Source organism: Nitrobacter sp. Nb-311A (assembly GCF_000152905.1).
Lineage (GTDB): Bacteria > Pseudomonadota > Alphaproteobacteria > Rhizobiales > Xanthobacteraceae > Nitrobacter.
Genome location: NZ_AAMY01000009.1, coordinates 61,978 through 82,903 on the forward strand (window position 1 = coordinate 61,978; position 20,926 = coordinate 82,903).

Below are 20,926 nucleotides of genomic sequence, written 5' to 3' on the forward strand. Positions count from 1 at the left end.
TTCCCGAGTTTGTTCCATCTGTTAGAGGGGGCCTCGGCGCCATGCCGGGTTGGGTCGGCGATGGATATCTACTCAAAAGCGCGCGATCTGGGCATCAATTTGGACTTTGTCGACGGGTTGGGCCGCCGTCATATCCTGGACGATGATCGATTGCGTGTTTTTGTTGATAGTTTGCCAGCGCCTCCGCGCCATCGTTTCCTGAAGCAGCCCGTGGTCATCGCCGCCAACGTGGCCAGGATTCGCATTCCCGTCGCGACCGAGGCGAACGGCATCGCTTGGCGACTTGTGGAACGCGATACGGTGCTCGCACAAGGGTATGTAGCTTCTGCAACGATCGATATCCGGCATCCAATAGCGATCGGCACTTACCGACTGGAACTCGAAAGTAGCAATGGCGCTCTCATCGATTCTGTTCCCTTATTGGTTACGCCTGAAAAGGCCTTTCAAGGCTCGTTCGAGCGGGTCTGGGTTCTGTCTGTTCAGCTGTACGCCCTGTCATCGTCGCGTAACTGGGGAATTGGTGATTTCACGGATCTTGCCTCGCTGATCGAACTGACCTCGGATTGGGGATGCCATGGTATCGGCCTCAATCCGCTTCACGCGCTGTTCGATGACCGTCCTCTCGAACGCAGTCCCTATGCGCCAAACAGTCGGCTGTTTCTCAATCCGCTTTATATCGACCCCGAGCGGGTTCCGAACTTTTCGAGCGTGTGGCTAAGGCAGCACCGCGAAGAGCTCGATCGGGTCGGGGAGGGCGAGCTGGTCGATTACGCTGCGGTCGCTAAACTGAAATTCGGAGCATTCCGCTATTCGTTCTCGAAGTTTCAGCATGATCAGGCCGCGCAAGCCGAATTTGAAATCTTCAGGAAGGAGCGCGGCGAACTGTTGAAACGATACGCTTGCTTCGAGGTATTGCGGCGGCAGTTCGGTCCAGCGCCCTGGTGGCTGTGGCCGGAAGAATGGCGCCGCCCGACTCATGCCGGAGTTCAAGCCGTATCCAGCGGTCCACAGGGCGAGGAAGTGAAATTCGTCGAGTTCATGCAATGGTGCGCGGCATCTCAGCTACAGTCATGCGCCGATCTCGCCGCTGAACGCGGAATGGCGGTCGGGCTTTATCTGGATGTTGCCGTCGGTGTTCAGGCCGGCGGGTTCGACGCCTGGAACGAGCAGACCGCTATCTCGCGCGCGCTTTCAGTTGGAGCGCCGCCCGATCAACTAAACACGATGGGGCAGGACTGGGGATTGGCAGGATTCAATGCTGCTGGTCTTGAGGCGAGTGACTTTGCACCGTTTCGGGACATGCTGCGCGCTTCGATGCGTTTTGCGGGAGCCATACGGTTGGATCATGTGCTCGGTCTCAGCCGGCTCTACTTGATACCGGCCGGCGCATCGCCTCTGCACGGAGCATATGTGGATATGCCGTTGCAGGCTATGCTTGGGGTTATCGCGCAAGAGAGCGTCGGTCAGCACTGTATTGTCGTCGGCGAAGATCTTGGAACGGTCCTGGCGGGATTTCGTGACACTCTCGCGGCCTGGGGCGTGTGGTCTTACAGGGTGATGATGTTTGAACGCAGCAGCAGCGGCGCTTTTATTGGGTCATCGGAGTATGCCAAAAACGCGCTCGTCACCTTCACGACCCATGACCTTGCATCCTTCGCTGGCTGGCAATCGCATTCCGATCTCAGGGTTAAGCGGGAACTGGGGCTCGATCCCGGCGAAACCGACGTGGAGCGGACGAATGCGCGCCATGCGCTCGAATGGAAGCTCGGCGAAGAACATATCGCAGCGAAGAATTTTCTCGGGGTCGCCGAATTTCTCGCGCGCACGCCGTCCCGCATTCTTGCGATTGCGCTCGATGATTTGATCGGACTGCAGGATCAGCCGAATATTCCAGGTACGTTGAACGAGCATCCCAACTGGCGGAGGCGAATTCCAGTCAAGCTGGACGATCTGGACCGACGCATCGATCTCGACGCGCTTCGGCGCGCGCTCCGTGAACGCTGAAACAGGGGAGGCTCAGGGATAGCCGTGCAGCATCAACCGGTCTGCGCGGACTTCCCAGCTCTCAAGCCGGTTGAGAAAGCTCATCCCCAAAAGATTGGCTTTCATCTGGCCGCGCGGCACGACGAGCGCCGGCACGGATCGCTCAACCAGCTTCCCGACTGCGAGCCGGTCGAGCGTCAGGCGTGCTGCGCGCGCCCGCCCGCCTACGGTCTCGACATCCACATCGTAATTCAGCAATTCCAGCGGTAGTCCGGCAGCCTTCGCCGTTTCGTAGGTGAGGACGACGGACGTTGCGCCGGTGTCAATGATCATCGACGTTCTGACGCCGTTGATCTTTGCGTGAAGCGTGAAATCGCCGTTCTGTGCTCGAGGAACCTGAACGCTCCGCGGGGGTCCCGCGGCGGCCTTGCGCAGCATTGTCGAGACTAACTGTCCCGCAGCCGATATTCGTGCCGGATCCCCATAGGCGACCACCGCTCCGGCGGTCGCGGCCAACATTCCGATCACCAGCAGGATACGGATCACAACGCGCCCCCCACGTTTTCGAACAGACCAAAAATTGGAGTCGCCATCATGCTCTCAGACCCGTGCCGGCGTTCATGATCGGTTTGTTTCCCGGGCGGCGTTTGTCGTCGGCTGCGGCATCGTCCGCCTGCGCGGGTTGAAGCGGCGGACCTTCTTCCGCCATTGGCGCCAGAGCAGACATCACGCGTTCCGGCGGAAAGGTAACGATGACCTCCGTGCCAACACGGAGCTTGGATTTCAGCGTGAACGTACCGCCGTGCAGGTCGATCAGGCTCTTTGCGATCGGCAAACCAAGGCCCGCGCCTTGCTCGGCGGATTTGATTGAATTCGATCCCTGTCCGAACGAGGCAAGCACAATCGGGATTTCATCCTCCGCGATTCCGGAGCCGTTGTCCTTGACACCGAGGTATTGTCCGCCTGAAGCGGTCCATCCGATCTTCAGCCAGATCTCTCCGCCTTGTGGCGTGAACTTGATCGCATTCGACACCAGATTGAGCACGATCTGGCGCGCGGCACGCTCGTCACCCCAGATGCGAGGCATGCCTTGTTCGAACACCTCATGAATTGTGATGCCGCGGTTGGAGGCCCGTAACTTCAGCAGATGGTGACATTCGGTCACGACATGGACGAGAGATACGGCTTCTTCGTTGAGTTCATAACGGCCGGCTTCGATCCGCGACAGATCGAGAATCTCATTGATCAAATTCAGGAGGTGAACGCCCGAGTTATGAATGTCCGCAGAATATGTCTTGTAAACCGCAACCGCGTGCTCGCCGAAAATTTCACTCTTCATGACCTCGGAAAACCCGAGGATGGCATTCAGCGGCGTACGAAGTTCGTGACTCATTTGAGCCAGAAATCTGGATTTCGCCACGTTGGCCGATTCCGCGCGATGCCGTGCTTCGTCCGAAATAGCTTTGGCCTGCTCAAGTTCGCCGATCAGAGCATCCTTCTCCGCCCGTGCTTCGAGTGTCGCCAGCGTCGTGGAATGCAGGCGATGGGCGAGCAGTGCGAAATAGCCTTCCGCAGTCAGCGCTAGAATGGCAAGAATGTAGCTGTTGAAGCTGCCGCCAGTCGCGAACTTCAGTGCGATTGCCGATGTCACGGGGGCGGTTGCGGCCAGGGCGGCAATTGGCAGACTGGCTGAGAGCATGCTTGATACCGCCACGACCAGCAGCATCAGAAACATCATCAGGGTATTTGTGACCGGATCCGAGCCGGCAGGATGCACCAGAATTGTCGTCCAGCACAGGCCATACAGGAGATCGAGCAAAATGAAACGAGCGCGCCATTTGCGTGTGCTATTGGCCGACGACGGCGCCTTGAGATAATTCTTGCAGTTGTAGATGATGACTGCGTGAATGCAGAGCATTCCGAATGTCCATGCCGCCGCGGCGGCGGGCTCCATCCAGAATCCGAAAAGCACGCCAGTCGCAACCAAAAGCAGCATCACGACAAACGATGCCGACAGTGGTGTTTGCGCATATTGCCGGAGCAGTTCGTAATCGAACGCCGGCCGGGTTCCGCTTGTCGAAGTCAAGCGGTCGCGCGCTTCGCGGACCCGCTGCGCGGTTGCGCGCCGATGACGCGCGGACGGTACAATCGCGGGAGCGACCGGAAGCTGGACGACTTCAGGTTTATCGGCGGGGGTACTCATCAACCAACACAAATCCTGCACGCGGCCGCGCGAGTCGTTACTGGTCTATTTCTCGCGCCAAATCCTTAAGGGCTGCCTTAAAAAGCGGGGTTATTCGGTTAACCGGAAGTTAATCCGCTCGACACCCTTTTAACCTGGCGGCGATCGATCGGGGCGGGAACCGCCGTGATCGGCCAGCCGTTACCGTTCGAGCCGTGCCAGAAGGCTGGACGTGTCCCAGCGGCGGCCACCCATCTTTTCGACTTCCGAGTAAAAGGCGTCGACAAGGCTTGTGACCGGTAGGCTTGCGCCGTTGCGCCGAGCCTCAGAGATGCAAATCGAAAGGTCCTTGCGCATCCATTCGACGGCGAAGCCGAAATCGAACCTGCCTTCGTTCATCGTCTTGGAACGGTTTTCCATCTGCCAGGATTGCGCAGCGCCCTTCGAGATCACTTCGACGACCGCATCAACGTCGAGCCCTGCCTTCTTGGCGAAGTGGATGCCTTCCGACAATCCCTCCACAACGCCGGCAATGCAGATCTGGTTGACCATCTTGGTCAATTGACCGGCCCCCGCGGGGCCGAGCCGTTTGCACATTCGGGCATAGGCGGCAATGATAGGCTCGGCGCGGGCATAAGCGTCCTCCGCTCCGCCGCACATCACAGTCAAAAAGCCCTTCTCGGCGCCGGCTTGGCCCCCGGAAACCGGGGCGTCCACAAAGCCGAAACCGCGTCTGGTTGCCTCGGCATCAAGTTCGCGCGCGACCTGAGCGGAGGCAGTCGTATGATCGACGAAAATTGCTCCCGGCTTTATGCCGGCAAAGGCGCCGTCTGCGCCGATCGTGATCGCCCGTAGGTCGTCGTCGTTGCCGACGCACGCCATCACGAAATCCTGACCTTCGGAGGCTGCTTCCGGCGTCGTTGCGGTTTTTCCGCCGAATTTTTCGGTCCATGCCTTGGCCTTAGCCGGCGTTCGATTGAATACGGTCACCTCGTGGCAGCCCTTTGCGACGAGATGTCCTGCCATGGGGAATCCCATGACGCCGAGGCCGAGAAATGCGACTTTAGCCATGACCGAGTGGAATCCTGAGGGTTCATTGAATAAGGCAGATAAACGCATCGCGATGAAAATCGGACTGTTCTCAGCATAGCTCGTGAGATTGCAGCGGCAAGGGCCGAAAGCCGGAAGAAGCCCGTCTGCAAGGCGGTACTGTGACGAACGATTCCAAGACAATTCAAAACGCGTTAGAGTGAATGGGATAATCATTTTCCGGCCTGGAGGGAAAAGGGAGCGCGCGACATGAGCGTTGGGATGCTCGATCATTTCAATATCCGGACCCGAAAGCTCGCCGAGACGGTACGGTTCTACGAGGACATTCTCGGTCTGACGAAAGGGGATCGACCCGACTTCGCGTTTCCGGGCGCGTGGCTGTATAGCGATGGCAAGCCGGTAGTTCACCTCGTCGATATCGCGCCGACCTCCGAGCCGCAAAAGCCGGATTCCGGCGTTGTCCATCACATCGCTTTCGCAAGCCGCGATTTCAGCGGCATGAAACAGCGCCTTCAGTCGAAAGGGGTTACGTTCAGGTCTCGTGAGGTCCCCGGCGGATTCATCTGGCAGATTTTCGTCAGCGATCCGAACGGCGTGTTGATCGAACTCAATTACAACGCGGCGGCTGAACAGGTCTGATCTTTCCGGCCTCGACTGGATGCGGTGGGTGGTGGCCGCCGGTTCGCCCGAGGTTTGCCTTCTCGATAGCCACAGCATAGGCGTTGACCAGGCTGCGGCGTTTAGCCATGTAGAATCCGCTTTCAAAGCAAAGCGCGCCGACTCCGGAGAGACAAGTTGAACGTAACACCGCAGCAAGTTCTGGACCGGCTGGCCGGTGTCCTGTCTCCCAGCGGCGTGGCACTGACCGACGCCGGTGTCCTGTCGGAAATCGCTATCACCGGCGGCAAGGTATTTTTTTCTATCAACGTCGAGGCGGCGGAAACCAAGATGTGGGAGGATGTTCGCGCCAACGCCGAAGCGGCCGTGCGCGCGATCCCCGGAGTGTCGGTTGTGATGGTCGCTCTGACAGCCGAACGAAAGCCGGACAGCTCCGCCGCAAGTTTATCGCCGCGGTCGGAGCAAGGGATTCCGCACGTGTCGACACGTCGATCGCCGCAAAATCCGTTATCAAATTCGCCGATGGCGCGGCAGGCGGATATTCCCGGAGTTGCCGCCGTTATTGCCGTTGCATCGGGCAAGGGCGGCGTCGGCAAATCGACCACCGCCCTCAATCTCGCACTGGGATTGCGGGATTCCGGTTTGCGTGTGGGACTGCTCGATGCGGATATCTATGGCCCCTCAATTCCGAGGCTGACCGGTATTTGCGAAAAGCCGCAATTGACGGATGACAAGAAGATGGCGCCCATCGGGCGGTTTGGCCTTGCCATTATGTCGGTCGGCTTTCTGATCGAGGAAGAAAGTGCGGTGATCTGGCGTGGCCCGATGGTGACCTCGGCGATCCGGCAGATGCTTCGAGATGTGGCCTGGGGCAAGCTCGACGTTCTGGTCGTTGATATGCCGCCGGGGACCGGCGATGCTCAGCTGACGCTGGCTCAGAATGTGCCGCTCAAGGGTGCTGTCATCATTTCGACGCCGCAGGATTTATCGCTGATCGATGCACGGCGTGGACTTGCGATGTTCAGAAAAGTCAATGTGCCGGTTCTCGGAATTATCGAAAACATGAGTTTCTTCCAGTGTCCACATTGTGGAGCGCGAAGCGATATCTTTGGCCATGGGGGCGCCCGGCACGAGGCGGAACGGCTGGGAGTCCCTTTTCTCGGCGAAATCCCGCTTCACATGTCCATTCGCCAGACTTCCGATTCCGGTCATCCGGTCGTCGAAAGCCAGCCTGACGGACCTCATGCGGCGATCTATCGCGTTATTGCCGAAGGTATTCGTGACCGGCTCCACGATGCGGCCGCTATAGCCAGGTGATCCGATTCCAGGATTTGCATTCCGCCATGGCAGGAGGCTTGCAAATTTCAGAATCAGAGTACCACTAAGCTTGAATTTTTGGTCTTGCTTCACCCTTTGGGGTTCGATGCAAGCCACGCAGCGAAGGGGCAGATCCACGCCACTGCCTGCGCGGGAAGCTCAACGAAAGATTGTCATAAGGGGTCTCTCATGAAACGTCGTGATTTTCTGAAAGGTTCGGCGGCCGGTGCCGCTGTCTCGGCCGTAGCCTCGCCGGCGATTGCGCAATCGGCGCCCGAGATCAAATGGCGCATGACCTCGAGTTTCCCCAAATCGCTCGACACGATCTACGGCACCGCCGAAATCTTTGCCAAGCAAGTTGCGGAGATGACCGACAACAAATTCCAGATCCAGATCTTCGCGGCCGATGAGGTCGCTCCCGGATTGCAGGCGCTCGATGCGACGGCCAACAAGACGGTCGAGATGAGCCACACCGCCTCATATTATTATGTTGGAAAGGATCCCACCTTCGCGATTTTCGCATCGGTCCCGTTCGGGCTCAATGCGCGCCAGCAGAATTCCTGGCTTGTTCAAGGTGGCGGCAATGAGCTTGCAAACGAGTTCTTCAAGAAATTCGGCGTCATCGGATTTCCCTGCGGCAACACCGGCACGCAGATGGGCGGCTGGTTTCGCAAGGAGATCAGGACCGTGGCCGATTTGTCAGGCCTGAAAATGAGGATCGGCGGCATTGCCGGTCAGGTCTTGCAGAAGGTTGGTGTGGTGCCGCAGCAGCTTGCCGGGGGTAACGTTTATCCTTCGCTTGAGAAGGGTACAATCGACGCGGCCGAATGGGTCGGCCCGTACGACGATGAAAAACTGGGTTTCCAGAAAGTCGCAAAATATTATTACTATCCGGGTTTTTGGGAAGGTGGGCCGACGATCCATGCATTCTGCAATCTCGAGAAGTGGAACACGTTGCCGAAGAGCTATCAGGCGATATTGATGAACGCGGCGGCGACTGCCAATACATGGATGGCGACTCGCTATGACATGCAAAATCCCGCCGCCCTCAAACGGCTCATTGCAGGTGGCGCCCAGCTTCGGCCGTTCAGTAACGATGTTCTCGACGCCTGCCTGAAAGCCACGAACGAATTGTGGAGCGAGATTTCGGCGAACAACGCGGACTTCAAGAGGGCGATCGATGCGGTACAGGCCTATCGATCTGACGAGTATTTGTGGTGGCAGGTGGCCGAGTATACCTATGACACATTCATGATCCGATCGCGGACGCGCGGCTGATTGCATTTCGACGCTATGTGATTTTGACGCGGCTATTGCCGGTTGGTCGGTACCGGACCGAAATCAAGTGGTGCGACATCGATAATCGGAATCTCGATCTTGATCGTATTGAGATCGACGGCTGTCGATTTGCCGAGCAAGCTTGTCACGGTCGCGGGGAACGCGATCACGAGGACCACCATGATGATTTGCAATCCGATCCATGGCACCGCGCCCCAGTAGATGTCTGAACTCTTTACCTCTCGCGGGGCTACGCCGCGCAGGTAGAACAGTGCAAAACCGAATGGGGGGTGGAGGAACGAGGTCTGCATATTGACGCAGATCATAATACCGAACCAAATCAACGCCGCGTCCACTCCGACGACGGGAGCGAGAAGTTTCTGGGCGATGGGAGCGATCATTGGCAGAATGATAAAGGCGATCTCGAAGAAATCGAGGAAGAACGCCAGGAAGAAGATGAAGACGTTGATGAAGATGAGAAAGCCCCATACGCCGCCGGGCAGCGATGTCAGCAGGTGCTCGAGCCACTCACCGCCGGATACTCCGAGAAACACCACCGAGAAACAGGTCGAGCCGATCAAAATGAACGTCACCATGGTGGTGAGGCGCATTGTCGATTGATAGCCCTGTTTGATGAGGTCGCGGAGCCCGGGGATGCGGACGGCTTCCAGACAAATCCACACGACCGCGAAATAGGTGACGGCGAACGCGATCTTGAAGGCGAGTCTCTCGGCCACGAAAATTCCGACGAGGGTTCCGATGCCGCCGGCAATTGCGCCGACGATCAGGACTTTTCGGCCAGTGCTGCTGAAATCCTTGTGATGAATGGTCGCCAGCACGATAGCGCCGACGGCGCCCATTGCACCTGCTTCCGTCGGAGTCGCAAGGCCCAACATCATGGTGCCAAGCACGACGAAGATCAGGACGGCGGAAGGAATGATGCCCATCAGGCACTTTCGCCAAAGCGGCCAGCCGGTGAGCGTGCGGGATTCCTTTGGCACCGGTGGGACATGATCGGGCTTGAAGAGACCAAGCAGGAAAGTGTAGCTGGCGAACAGCATGATCTGGAGCAGCGCAGGTCCCCAGGCGCCGAGATACATGTCGCCGACCGATTTTCCGAGCTGATCGGCCAGAACGATCAGTACCAGGGAGGGTGGAACGAGTTGAGTGATGGTGCCGGATGCCGCCAGCACGCCCGTGATGTAGCGAATGTGGTAGCCGTAGCGCATCATCACGGGCATGGAGATGAGCGCCATGGCGATCACCTGAGCAGCGACCGTGCCGGTGATGGCGCCGAGGATAAACCCGACAAGTATGACCGAATAGCCAAGGCCGCCGCGTATGGGTCCAAACAGCTGGCCCATCGAGTCGAGCATGTCCTCCGCAAGGCCACAGCGCTCAAGCACCGATCCCATGAACGTGAAGAACGGAATCGCGAGCAGCAGCTCGTTAGACAGCACGCTCCCGAACACGCGCCCCGGTATGGCTTGAAGGAAATTCAGATCGAAGAAGCCAAGATGGATCGCAAGGAATCCGAATGAGAGTCCCACCGCGGCCAGTGTGAAGGCGACCGGAAAGCCGATCAACATCGCCAGAACCAGGCCGCCGAACATCATCGGCGGCATCATTTCCAGCGTGATCATTGAGTCGGTCTCTCGTAAGCCGCATCAACCGTGACAATCCCAAGTAGCGCCGCGATCCGCTTAATCACCTCCGAGATACCTTGGAGCGCGAGCATCACGAATCCGAACGGGACGACGAGCTTGATCGGCCAGCGCACGAGACCGCCGGCATTTCCTGATACTTCACCTATCGCATAGGACTGCATGAAGAAAGGCCACGACAAATAGCTCAGCAACAGGCAGGCCGGAATGAGAAGGAAAAGGGTGCAGATGAGATCGAGCCAGAGTTTGCCGCGTTCGGACAGGAGCAGATAAAAGATCTCGACGCGGACGTGCTCGTTGCGTTTGAAGGTATAAGATGCACCGAACATCACGAAGATGGCGAACATGTACCATTGCAATTCGAGCCAGCTGTTCGAGCTATAAGCGAAGGCATATCGGATCATCGCATTCCCGGCGCTCACCAGGACGGCAAGCAGCACAAGAACATTGCATACGTAACCGACCTTTTCATTGAGCCGGTCGATGGCCGTGCTGAGGGCCAGTAACGGACGCATCGCTTCCTCCTGGCGGCCGCCGACCGCGATCGCTGAAACCGAACTCTGAACCCGGCATTCTCCGAAGCCGCAACAACAGCAGTCGTTTGTCCCGGATGGTGGGAATACAGCGGTCCGCTAGATGCCGGCAAAATGAAGGTCGCCGCACCATTCCAATGCTACGTTGCCGCCGTCAACCGGACCTTTGATCGTTTAGGGGGAGCGGGCCCGCCGAGCGGTCATGGCGTTTCCGAGCGAACCGGAAAGCGGACCTTGATGGAGCCCTTGAATGGTCATCGCGGACATGGAGGGATTCGGATGAATCTCCTCGCATAATAGATCACCGCCTCCTCAAGGCGTTCGCCAACATTCGCCTCGGGATACGGTCAAACGGGCGGGTATCTGAATTCGCTACCCGCCGGTTACACTCATGTGACGGCTCACACTCGGACGGTTGTGGCGATCGATGATAAAATCGTGGCCTTTCGGCTTGAGGCCGATGGCGCGATCGATCGTTTCGTACAACAGATCGTCGGTGGAAGATGCGCGCAGCGGTCGGCGCAGATCGGAGGCATCTTCGTGTCCGAGGCAGGTATGCAGGGTACCTGTGCAGGTGATTCGGACGCGGTTACAGGACTCGCAGAAATTGTGGGTCATCGGGGTGATAAAGCCAAGCTTGCCGCCGGTCTCGCTGACCCGAACATAGCGGGCGGGACCGCCAGTACTCTCTTCAAGGTCGGTGAGGGTGTATTGACCTTCGAGCCGAGCGCGCAACATGGATAGCGGCAGATACTGATCGGCGCGGGATGCGCCAATATCGCCCATCGGCATGACCTCGATGAGAGTCAGCGCCATGTCTCGACCGTGCGCCCATTCCATCAGGGATGGAATTTCGTCCTCGTTCAGGTGTTTGAGCGCGACCGCGTTGATCTTGACGGCAAGGCCCGCAGCTTGCGCAGCGTCAATGCCTGCCATGACCTTCTGAATGTCGCCCCAGCGCGTGATCTCGCGAAATCTGGCTGGGTCAAGCGTATCGAGCGACACGTTGATCCGTTTTACGCCGCAATCCCGAAGCTCATTCGCGAAACGGGCCAATTGCGATCCGTTTGTCGTGAGCGTCAGCTCCTTCAGCGCTCCCGATTCGAGATGGCGAGACAAGGAGCGGATCAGCGACATCACGTTACGGCGAACCAGCGGCTCCCCGCCCGTCAGCCGCAGCTTGCGCACGCCCTTGGCGATGAAAGCCGAGCACAGACGATCAAGCTCCTCCAGCGTGAGCAGATCCGCCTTGGGCAAAAAGGTCATATCCTCCGACATGCAATAGAAGCAGCGAAGATCGCAGCGATCCGTTACCGACACGCGCAGATAGCTGATGTTTCGGCCAAACGGGTCGATCATTTTCCGGGAGTCCGAAGTCTCGGCGGGGGCAGAACAACCGGTCATTTAATTTGCCTTGTTGTAACGGCGTAAGAGGAATTTGTTTCTCTTCTAATGTAAGCCTGTTCTGGCCGGGGCACAATGTGCCGGCTCTGCTGCGGTGCGCAAGAAATCCACGAAGGATTAACGCGCCGGAGCAGGCCGAGACGGCGCGTGAACGCCTCGAAGGCGGCGAACCGCCGAACCCATCAGCTGGACCATGGAGCGGAGAAAATCCCGGCTATGGGTAAATCGCGATCTCGGTCCCGCTCGATCCGAACGGACGGGTCAGCCGGTTACGTTCAGCGTCGCGGCTTGCAGCGCAGCGACGGCGTCCGGTAGCTCCTTCATGTGGCTGATGACACGATCGGGTTTGAGTTCTGCGACCGGGACTTCAGTATAGCCGAACGTGACCCCGATCACGGGGATCCCAGCCCGGCGCGCCACCCCTATGTCAGGGCCTGCATCACCGACCATGATAGTGGTCTGCGAGCTTCCGCCCGCCCGCACGATGGTTTGCCGCAAAATCGCAGGATCGGGTTTGGACACGCCAAAGGTGTCGCCGCCGCAGATTGCAGAAAACCGCGAACTCAACCCTAACTGGTCGAGCAGCAGCTTGGCGAGCGCTTCCAGCTTGTTGGTGCAGACGGCGAAACGATATCCTCGCGCCGACAGCTCGTCGAGCGCCTCGATAAGTCCCTCAAACGGACGCGATGCGTCGGCGATATGCGCCGTATAGTAGTCAATGAAGTCACCCATCATCCGCGTCACCTCATCGGGTGTCGCCGAGCGGTCCTCATGCTCAAGGCCGCGTTCGATCATGCGGCGAACACCCGCGCCAATCATCGAGCGGGCTATTGGCAACGACACCGTGCGCAGGCCTTCGCGGTCCAGGACGAAGTTGAGTGCGGCGGCGAGATCGGGCGCGGTATCAACCAGCGTCCCGTCGAGGTCGAATACGACCATGGGAGAAGAGGATGACATGATGGTGGATCGGTATCCGCCTCCCGCTCGACATGCAAGGGCGAAGTGCGGCCGGACTGGTTCAGAAGTTCGCTTCATTGCCCCATCGAGTCCGTCAAGCGAACTTCTGAACCTAAACCACACTAGAATCATAAAGTTGCCAGTGTCTCTTTGATTTTCGAAGTTCGCATCAAAAGTTGCGGCAAGGGTATGCGAACTTCGGAATCGGGACACTAGGCTGTCCGAAACAGGGACCCCTGCGAAATATACCGAACGCCCTGTTCCTTCCGGCCAAACGCCGCTAGTAACCATCCTGGGAATGCTTCGCCGCACGCGGCGAGGCGGCGCAAGATCGAGGTCCTCATGACGTTGGATGCATTGAAAAGACAGGCTGCGGCGCGGGCCCTTGAATATGTCGAGGACGGCATGAGACTGGGGCTCGGAACCGGATCTACCGCCAAGCACTTTGTCGAGCTTTTGGGCGAGCGTGTGCGCGGCGGATTGAAAGTTGTGGGCGTGCCGACATCGGAAGTCACGCGGGCCGACGCGGAGCGGTGCGGTATTCCTCTGACCACCCTGGATGACCTCGACAGGCTCGATCTGACGGTTGATGGCGCCGACGAAATTGACGCCGATCTAAATCTGATCAAGGGGGGTGGCGGGGCGCTTCTGCGCGAGAAAATCGTGGCTGCGGGATCGGAGCGCATGATCGTGATCGCGGACGAGACAAAGTGGGTGGCCGGGCTCGGCCGTTTTCCCCTGCCGATCGAAGTCATTCCTTTCGGGCTCGCCGCAACGCGACGCGCGATTACGGAGGTGTTTGCAAAAGCCGGCGTTTCTGGTGAACTGGTCATTAGAAAGCGGTCAGATGGCCATGCTTTTGTCACCGATGGCGGCCACTGGATTTTTGATGCCCATCTTGGGCAGATACCCGATGCATCCTATCTGGCCGGACTGTTGAATCCCATACCCGGCGTCGTCGAGCATGGCCTTTTCATTGGTCTCGCCGGGGTAGCGATGCTGGCGGGTGCACAGGGAATTCGCATTGTCGAGCGGCGTTAGCGCCGCAACGAGGAGAATTGAGATGAGAGGTTTTTCAAAGTTTCTGCCTGTAGCTTGTCTTGCCGTGGCGCTGGCGATCCCAGCCCTCGCGCAGGCGCAGAAGGCCGGCCAGCCGACGCCGGCCGCCATCGCCTCGGCCAAGGAGCTTCTGACGCTGAAGCACGCGGGTGCGATGTACGCAAATGCCGTTCCGAGCATGGTCGAGCGGACCAAGAACACGCTCCTTCAATCCAACCTGAACTATCAGAAGGACCTCAATGAGGTCGCGCTTGTCGTCGCCAAGTCGCTGGCGGGCCGTGAGAAGGAGATCGGCGACGGCATGGCAAAGGTTTATGCCAGTCATTTTACCGAGCAGGAATTGAAGGACCTTGTCACGTTCTACAAGTCCACCCTGGGACAGAAATTGATCACCCAGGAGCCCAAGGCGATCGAAGAGAGCATGAAATACATGAACCAATGGGCGCAGCAGTTCGCGGATGTCGTCAACGGCCAGTTCCGCGCGGAAATGCGCAAGCGCGGCAAAGAAATCTGAGTTCGATCGAGTTGGAGCATGGATGATTTCGATGTCGATCTGTTTGTCATAGGTGGCGGTTCTGGCGGAGTGCGCGCCGCGCGCATCGCCGCCGGACACGGCGCACGTGTCATGGTCGCCGAAGAATACCGGATGGGCGGCACTTGCGTCATCCGGGGCTGCGTGCCGAAGAAACTATTGGTCTACGGCTCTCATATCCGCCACGACATCGAAGATGCCGTCGGTTTTGGCTGGTCGATTGCCTCCGCGACGTTCGACTGGCCGACGCTTATCGCTAACAAGGACAAGGAGATCGCCCGGCTCGAGGCGGTTTATTCGTCTACCCTCGAGAAGGCGGGCGTACGGGTCGTCAAGACGAGGGCAATATTTGAGGATGCGCACACGCTCCGGCTAACAACCGGTGAGACCATCCGTTCGAAGCATGTGCTGATCGCAACGGGAGGCGCGCCCAACCACGGCCGTGCCATTCCCGGCATCGAGCACGTGATGTCTTCCAACGAGGTGTTTCATCTTAAGGAATTGCCGAAGCGAATAGCGATACAGGGCGGCGGATACATCGCGCTCGAGTTCGCCTGCATCTTTGCCGGGTTCGGCAGCGATGTGACCCTGATCTATCGCGGCGACAATATCCTGCGCGGCTTCGACGATGACGTCCGTGCGCATGTGCGCGCGGAACTGGAAAAAAACGGCATCACGATTCTGACGGGCTGCACAGTCGAGAGGGTCGATCGGCACGGCGACGAGTTCACGTCTCATTTATCGAAAGGGTCGAGTGTTGCCTCCGACCAGGTGCTGTTTGCGATCGGCCGGCATCCCAACGTTGCAAACCTGGGCCTCGAGAAAGCGGGCGTAGCCATCAATCCAGAGAGCGGCGGTATTGCCGTGAACGGCTTTTCGCAAACGAATGTGCCGCACATTTATGCGATCGGCGATGTTACACACCGGCTTAATCTCACGCCGGTCGCCATCCGCGAGGGCCACGCTTTTGCGGATTCAGTGTTTGGGAACAAGCCAACGCGCGTGGATCATGCCGACATTCCGACTGCCGTGTTTTCCCAGCCTGAAGTCGGAACAGTCGGCCTGACAGAAGCGCAGGCGAGGGCTGACCATGCCGTCGATATCTACAAGACCACGTTTCGCCCGCTGAAGGCGACGTTATCGGGCCGCGATACGCGCATTCTGATGAAGCTTGTGGTGGATGCCGCGACGGATCGCGTACTCGGCTGCCATATCGTCGGCGAGGGCGCGGCCGAAATGACGCAAATTCTCGGTATTGCCATCAAGATGAAGGCCACCAAGGCCGATTTCGACGCCACCATGGCGTTGCATCCGACTGCGGCTGAAGAACTTGTGACGATGCGGACGCGAACCGCTCACTATGCGCGTGAGGCGGCGGAGTGAAGCTGTCCTTGATAAGAGGTCTGCGACCGGGTTCGGCGGGAATCCAGGAATAAATCTGGGGTTCGAAACATTTCCGAAATTGACGAATCCGTGCGGCGCAAAACCCATGGTTACGCCTAAAAGGCGCTGAAACGAAATCCTTTTATCTTCAATACCTTGGTTTGTGAAACCTTCTGCCAACTGGCGCGGAGGGGTCTGCCTGTGTATATAGGGCAAAACGTCGCCATCCTGGATAACTGGCGGATTTTTCCTCAGAGCATTTTCGCTTCCGATTGAATCAGAAGTGAAACTCTGGATTGTTGTTTTGACGCGTTTTCTTTACCGAACCGGATTCCATCCTCGGGTCAAGCCGAGGACATGCTTCGCTCGAAAACGCTACAGGAGTTGACCCGATGTCCGAGCGGTGGACACCCGATAGCTGGCGCACCAAGCCCGTGCAGCAAGTTCCGGCCTATCCGGATACGAAGGCATTGGGCGAAGTCGAGGCGCAGCTCGCCACGTTTCCGCCGCTGGTTTTCGCGGGTGAGGCGCGCAACCTGAAGAAAGCCTTGGCCCGAGTCGCAAACGGCGAGGCTTTTCTCCTCCAGGGTGGCGATTGCGCTGAGAGCTTCGCCGAGCACGGCGCCAACAACATCCGCGATTTCTTCCGTGTGCTGCTCCAGATGGCGGTGGTTCTGACCTATGCCGGCGCGTTGCCGGTGGTGAAGGTCGGCCGCATTGCCGGTCAGTTCGCCAAGCCGCGCTCGTCGCCGGTGGAAACGATCGACGGCGTTGGGTTGCCCAGCTATCGCGGCGACATCGTCAACGACATCGCCTTCACTGAGCAGTCGCGAATCCCGGATCCGCATCGTCAGATCATGGCTTACCGGCAATCGGCGGCGACGCTGAACCTGCTGCGCGCCTTCGCCACAGGAGGCTTCGCCAATCTTGGCAGCGTGCATGAGTGGATGCTCGGTTTCATAAAAGATTCGCAGCAGTCGAGGCGTTACAAGGAACTGGCAGATCGTATTTCCGACGCGCTCAATTTCATGCGCGCTTGTGGGCTCAACCTCGAGAGCCATCCGGAACTGCGGGCGACTGATATCTATACCAGCCACGAGGCGCTGCTGCTCGGCTACGAGCAGGCATTGACGCGGGTCGATTCGACGACCGGCGACTGGTATGCGACGTCCGGCCACTTCATCTGGGTCGGCGATCGCACCCGTCAGCTCGATCATGGCCATGTCGAGTATTTCCGTGGCATCAGGAACCCGATCGGCCTGAAGTGCGGTCCGTCGCTCAAGCCTGACGAACTACTGAAGCTGATCGACGTGCTGAATCCCGACAACGAACCGGGGCGTCTGACGTTGATCGGCCGCTTTGGCTCGGACAAGGTGGCAGATTATCTGCCGCAACTGATCCGCGCGGTGAAGCGCGAGGGCCGCGCCGTCGTGTGGTCGTGCGATCCGATGCACGGCAACACCATCACGTCGACGAGCGGTTATAAGACCCGCCCGTTCGATCGCATCCTGTCGGAGGTCAAGTCGTTCTTCAGCATTCATGCCGCGGAGGGCACGCACGCCGGCGGCGTTCATCTGGAGATGACCGGGCAGAACGTCACCGAGTGCATCGGCGGCGCGCGAGCGATCAAGGACGAAGATCTCAATGATCGCTATCACACCGTCTGCGATCCGCGCCTGAACGCCGAGCAGTCGATCGACATGGCGTTCCTGATCGCCGAATTGCTGAGGCACGATCGCGAAGGCAAGGTCAAGCCGATTCCAGCAGTCTCCGGTTTCTGAGGCGCTGCGTCCCGGAGGCCGATGATCGTGGTGCCCGCAACAAGACCGGGAAGGGCGTGTCTGTTTCCTGGCGAACCGGTGGGCCAGTTCGCGGGAAACCGCTATAAGCACGTCAAATTGCAGCAAGCGGGACCGGCAGGTATCAAGCGTCCATGACCGAAACAACCTTCAAGATCACGCTCGGCCAATTGAATCCGACGGTCGGAGATATTGCCGGCAATGCGGCCAAGGCCCGCGCCGCGCGGGCCCAGGCCAAGGCCGACGGGGCCGCGCTGCTGGCGCTTCCGGAACTGTTCATTGCCGGATATCCGCCCGAGGATCTGGTTTTGAGGCCGGCGTTCCAGGCTGCCTGCCGCGAGGCGATCGAAGATCTGGCGCGCGAGACCTCCGACGGCGGACCAGCCATGCTGATAGGTACGCCATGGGTCGATGATGGCAAACTCTACAATGCTTACGCGTTGCTGGATGAAGGGCGGGTCGCGGCGATCCGCTTCAAGGTCAATCTGCCGAACTATGGCGTGTTCGACGAGAAGCGCGTGTTCGCGCGGGGACCGGTCGGGGGGCCCTTGAAAATTCGGGGCGTGCGGATCGGCGTGCCGATTTGCGAAGATACCTGGGTCGAGGAATCCGCCGAATACGAGAACATCGTCGAGTGCCTTGCGGAAACCGGCGCGGAAATTCTTATCGTTCCCAACGGGTCGCCCTATGCGAAGGGCAAGAGCGACATCAGGCTGTCGATCTCGGTCGCGCGCGTGACCGAGAGCGATCTGCCGCTGGTCTATCTCAATCAGGTCGGCGGCCAGGATGAACTGGTGTTCGATGGCGCGTCTTTCGTGCTGAATGCCGATTGCTCGCTGGCGGCGCAGTTTCCGGCCTTCGAGGAAAGCATCGTCACCCTGCAATGGACAAGGTCTGCGGAGGGGTGGCGCTGCACCGGACCGGTTGCGCCGCAGATCGAGGGTGACGAAGCTGACTATGCCGCCTGCGTGCTGGGATTACGCGACTATGTCCGGAAGAACGGATTCCCCTGTGTTCTTCTCGGGGTGTCGGGTGGAATCGACTCGGCGTTGTGCGCGGCCATCGCCGTCGATGCCCTCGGAGCCGAGCGCGTTCGCGGCGTCATGCTGCCGTCCCGCTTCACGGCGCAGGTCTCGCTCGACGATGCGGCAAGGCTCGCAACGGCGCTCGGCATTCGCTACGAGGTGCTGCCGATCGCGCCGGCGGTGGAAGGTTTCGAGAAAATTCTCTCAGCTACGTTCGCGGGATTGCCCCGCGATACAACGGAGGAAAATCTGCAATCCCGCGCCCGCGGCACGCTTCTGATGGCGATCTCAAACAAAACCGGTGCGATGCTGGTGACAACCGGCAACAAGTCGGAAATGTCGGTGGGTTATGCCACGCTGTACGGTGACATGAACGGCGGCTTCAATCCGATCAAGGATATCTTCAAGACCGAGGTTTTCCGGCTGGCAAGCCTGCGTAACGCCTGGAAGCCGGACGGCGCTTTCGGTCCATCGGGCGAGGTGATCCCGCCCAGCATCATCGCGCGGCCGCCGACGGCCGAGTTGCGCGAGAACCAGCTCGACCAGGATTCGCTGCCGCCCTATGAGCTACTCGATGCGATTCTCGAACGGCTGGTCGAGCGGGAGGAGCCGCTGGCGTCAATCGTCGCGGAAGGGTTCGACCGCGATGTGATCGTGCGGGTCGACCGCTTGCTGAACGCCGCCGAATACAAGCGCCGTCAGGCGGCGCCGGGCGTCAAGGTCACGCGCCGGAATTTCGGACGCGACCGGCGCTATCCGATCACCAACCGGTTTCGCGATTCCGGCAAATCATTGCCGGCGCCGGATGAGAATCTCGTCTCCCGCGCCAGCCGGAGTTCCGCGGAAGCCTTTGAGGGATGACGAAATAAGAGCATGACCCCGATCCGAAAGGGGGCGCGATTTTCATCCCGTTCTATTGCGCGGGAATGAACCTTGGCCCCACCGACCGGATCGGCTTGTTTGACGGTGTTGAGGCGGTCGGGGTCGTATCTGCGGGGGGGCTTTGGGGCGTATCGGCTTTCGCTGCCGAGTCCTTCTTTTGCGAGCCTGCGTCGCCGGTCTGCGGCGACTTCTTCCGGGTGCCGTCTTCCGTGACGATGATGTCCCCCTGCTGGGCAGCCGCGGCCTTGTCGTCGAGTCCTTTCAACGCCTCCGCCCATGTCTGGCCTGCCGCCTTGCAAGAGCATGACGGATTAAACTCCTGACGGTACCGAAATGCGTTCGGCGAGGAGGAATAAGGCTGTCCGCTGATAGAGACGGCCTGATTCATGTCCTCGCCGGGGTTACGATACGCGTAGAGCGCGGCGTCCGTCGCGGGACAAAGGTTCTTGCAGGTTCGCTCATCGTCGGGAAACCGGCTCGGAGTGGTGGCGAACGAGATCGGAAAGTAAAAACCGTCGCACGAACGGACACAGACGGTCCGATAGGTTCCGGATTGCAGACCCGAATCGACGGGCGGCAGGATCGTCTGATTGTCAGGGTGGTTGCCGAACAGGTCATCGAAGAAGGAGCCCTGGTTCCGCGCCGCTGCGGCATATTGCGGGCCGCAATTGTTCTGCGCCAGCGCGATCAGCACGGAGCGACGCTGATTGTCGCGCTCGGGGCTGGCGCCGCCGCCGGCTTTCAGTTGCTCCAGGTTGGTGGTGATTTGCTGGAGGTTGGTCCGCATGCGCTGGATTTGATGGGTGATCGGTCCGCATTGCGCCGACTGGGCGTTGAAGAGCTGGAAGAATCCTGAACTGTCGCAGCCCATGCGGCTCGCTTGTGCGATGACACGTTCGAGCTCGCCCTGCTGCCGGCCCGCCGCGCCCTCATAGCGCCGGATCTGTCCGGCTCGCGCCGGATCGGCGCCGCCACGGTCAATGCTCGCGAGTTGCGCCTCGAGCCTGGGGCAAATCGGATTGATCCCTGGCTGGGCACCCTGCGCCAGGGCATTGGCGGTCGCGCCCGCAATGCCGGCGGCGCAAGCCAGTATTCGCATCGTGCGGGCAAACAAAAGGTCAGGCATGGTCCGTCATCAAAGCGATCCAGGAGCGATTCTGCAAATTTGCTCTACGAAGAGGAATTGTCTTCCCGAACGCAGACGCGCCCATCGCGGTGACTTTGACGCAATCCAGACGAGCCTGATCGCGTCGCGAGACG

General features: G+C 59.2%; 17 protein-coding genes. 9 read left to right on the forward strand and 8 right to left on the reverse strand.

Annotated elements, in window-relative coordinates:
- Window positions 1-60 precede the first annotated feature (60 nt).
- Window positions 61-2,004: a 4-alpha-glucanotransferase gene (gene malQ, locus NB311A_RS05045; protein ID WP_009797382.1), complete on the forward strand. Its 1,944-nt coding sequence runs from the start codon at window positions 61-63 to the stop codon at window positions 2,002-2,004.
- A 12-nt stretch (window positions 2,005-2,016) separates the two neighbouring features.
- Here malQ and NB311A_RS05050 read toward each other — a convergent pair whose 3' ends face one another.
- From NB311A_RS05050 to NB311A_RS05060, 3 genes are all read right to left on the reverse strand, one after another.
- Window positions 2,017-2,529, reverse strand: coding sequence for a TIGR02281 family clan AA aspartic protease (locus NB311A_RS05050; protein WP_009797383.1), 513 nt, complete (start codon window positions 2,527-2,529; stop codon window positions 2,017-2,019).
- Window positions 2,530-2,575: 46 nt separating this feature from the next.
- Window positions 2,576-4,186 carry a HAMP domain-containing sensor histidine kinase gene (locus NB311A_RS05055; protein WP_009797384.1) on the reverse strand — a complete coding sequence of 537 codons (1,611 nt, stop codon included), beginning with the start codon at window positions 4,184-4,186 and terminating at the stop codon, window positions 2,576-2,578.
- Window positions 4,187-4,366: 180 nt separating this feature from the next.
- Window positions 4,367-5,236 (reverse strand): NAD(P)-dependent oxidoreductase, encoded by an 870-nt coding sequence (locus tag NB311A_RS05060; protein ID WP_009797385.1) that lies wholly within the window; start codon window positions 5,234-5,236, stop codon window positions 4,367-4,369.
- Window positions 5,237-5,464: 228 nt separating this feature from the next.
- Between NB311A_RS05060 and NB311A_RS05065 the strand changes: the two genes are divergently transcribed.
- The 3 genes from NB311A_RS05065 to NB311A_RS05075 all read left to right on the forward strand — a co-directional run bounded on the left by NB311A_RS05065 (window position 5,465) and on the right by NB311A_RS05075 (window position 8,428).
- Window positions 5,465-5,854: a VOC family protein gene (locus NB311A_RS05065; RefSeq protein WP_040673989.1), complete on the forward strand. Its 390-nt coding sequence runs from the start codon at window positions 5,465-5,467 to the stop codon at window positions 5,852-5,854.
- Between the two features lie 156 nt (window positions 5,855-6,010).
- Window positions 6,011-7,150, forward strand: coding sequence for an Mrp/NBP35 family ATP-binding protein (locus NB311A_RS05070; RefSeq protein ID WP_040673991.1), 1,140 nt, complete (start codon window positions 6,011-6,013; stop codon window positions 7,148-7,150).
- Between the two features lie 189 nt (window positions 7,151-7,339).
- Complete coding sequence (locus tag NB311A_RS05075; protein ID WP_009797388.1) at window positions 7,340-8,428, forward strand: TRAP transporter substrate-binding protein; 1,089 nt, start codon at window positions 7,340-7,342, stop codon at window positions 8,426-8,428.
- Window positions 8,429-8,460: 32 nt separating this feature from the next.
- Here the strand turns inward: NB311A_RS05075 and NB311A_RS05080 are convergent, their stop codons facing one another.
- From NB311A_RS05080 to NB311A_RS05095, 4 genes are all read right to left on the reverse strand, one after another.
- Window positions 8,461-10,071: a TRAP transporter large permease subunit gene (locus NB311A_RS05080; RefSeq protein WP_009797389.1), complete on the reverse strand. Its 1,611-nt coding sequence runs from the start codon at window positions 10,069-10,071 to the stop codon at window positions 8,461-8,463.
- On the reverse strand, window positions 10,068-10,607 hold the full coding sequence (locus tag NB311A_RS05085; RefSeq protein ID WP_009797390.1) for a TRAP transporter small permease subunit: 540 nt from the start codon (window positions 10,605-10,607) through the stop codon (window positions 10,068-10,070). Before NB311A_RS05085 ends, NB311A_RS05080 begins: the two co-directional genes overlap by 4 nt.
- 390 nt (window positions 10,608-10,997) lie before the next feature.
- On the reverse strand, window positions 10,998-12,029 hold the full coding sequence (gene moaA, locus NB311A_RS05090; protein WP_009797391.1) for a GTP 3',8-cyclase MoaA: 1,032 nt from the start codon (window positions 12,027-12,029) through the stop codon (window positions 10,998-11,000).
- A gap of 261 nt (window positions 12,030-12,290) precedes the next feature.
- The gene (locus NB311A_RS05095; protein WP_040673993.1) at window positions 12,291-12,986 is read right to left on the reverse strand and encodes an HAD-IA family hydrolase; all 696 of its coding nucleotides are present in this window, start codon (window positions 12,984-12,986) and stop codon (window positions 12,291-12,293) included.
- Window positions 12,987-13,328: 342 nt separating this feature from the next.
- On the opposite strand from NB311A_RS05095, the gene rpiA reads away from it, so the two are divergent.
- The 5 genes from rpiA (at window position 13,329) to NB311A_RS05120 (ending at window position 19,645) form a co-directional block, all read left to right on the forward strand.
- Complete coding sequence (gene rpiA, locus NB311A_RS05100) at window positions 13,329-14,027, forward strand: ribose-5-phosphate isomerase RpiA (RefSeq protein WP_009797393.1); 699 nt, start codon at window positions 13,329-13,331, stop codon at window positions 14,025-14,027.
- Window positions 14,028-14,049: 22 nt separating this feature from the next.
- Entirely contained in the window at window positions 14,050-14,559 is a 510-nt protein-coding gene (locus NB311A_RS05105) for a DUF2059 domain-containing protein (RefSeq protein ID WP_040673995.1), read from the forward strand.
- 18 nt (window positions 14,560-14,577) lie between these two features.
- Entirely contained in the window at window positions 14,578-15,960 is a 1,383-nt protein-coding gene (gene gor, locus NB311A_RS05110) for a glutathione-disulfide reductase (RefSeq protein ID WP_009797395.1), read from the forward strand.
- 392 nt (window positions 15,961-16,352) lie between these two features.
- Window positions 16,353-17,741, forward strand: coding sequence for a class II 3-deoxy-7-phosphoheptulonate synthase (locus tag NB311A_RS05115; RefSeq protein WP_009797396.1), 1,389 nt, complete (start codon window positions 16,353-16,355; stop codon window positions 17,739-17,741).
- A gap of 152 nt (window positions 17,742-17,893) precedes the next feature.
- A complete protein-coding gene (locus NB311A_RS05120) occupies window positions 17,894-19,645 on the forward strand; it encodes an NAD+ synthase (protein WP_009797397.1) in 1,752 nt (583 codons plus the stop codon).
- A 52-nt stretch (window positions 19,646-19,697) separates the two neighbouring features.
- Here the strand turns inward: NB311A_RS05120 and NB311A_RS05125 are convergent, their stop codons facing one another.
- Window positions 19,698-20,792 (reverse strand): DUF2865 domain-containing protein, encoded by a 1,095-nt coding sequence (locus NB311A_RS05125; RefSeq protein WP_009797398.1) that lies wholly within the window; start codon window positions 20,790-20,792, stop codon window positions 19,698-19,700.
- Window positions 20,793-20,926 lie beyond the last annotated feature (134 nt).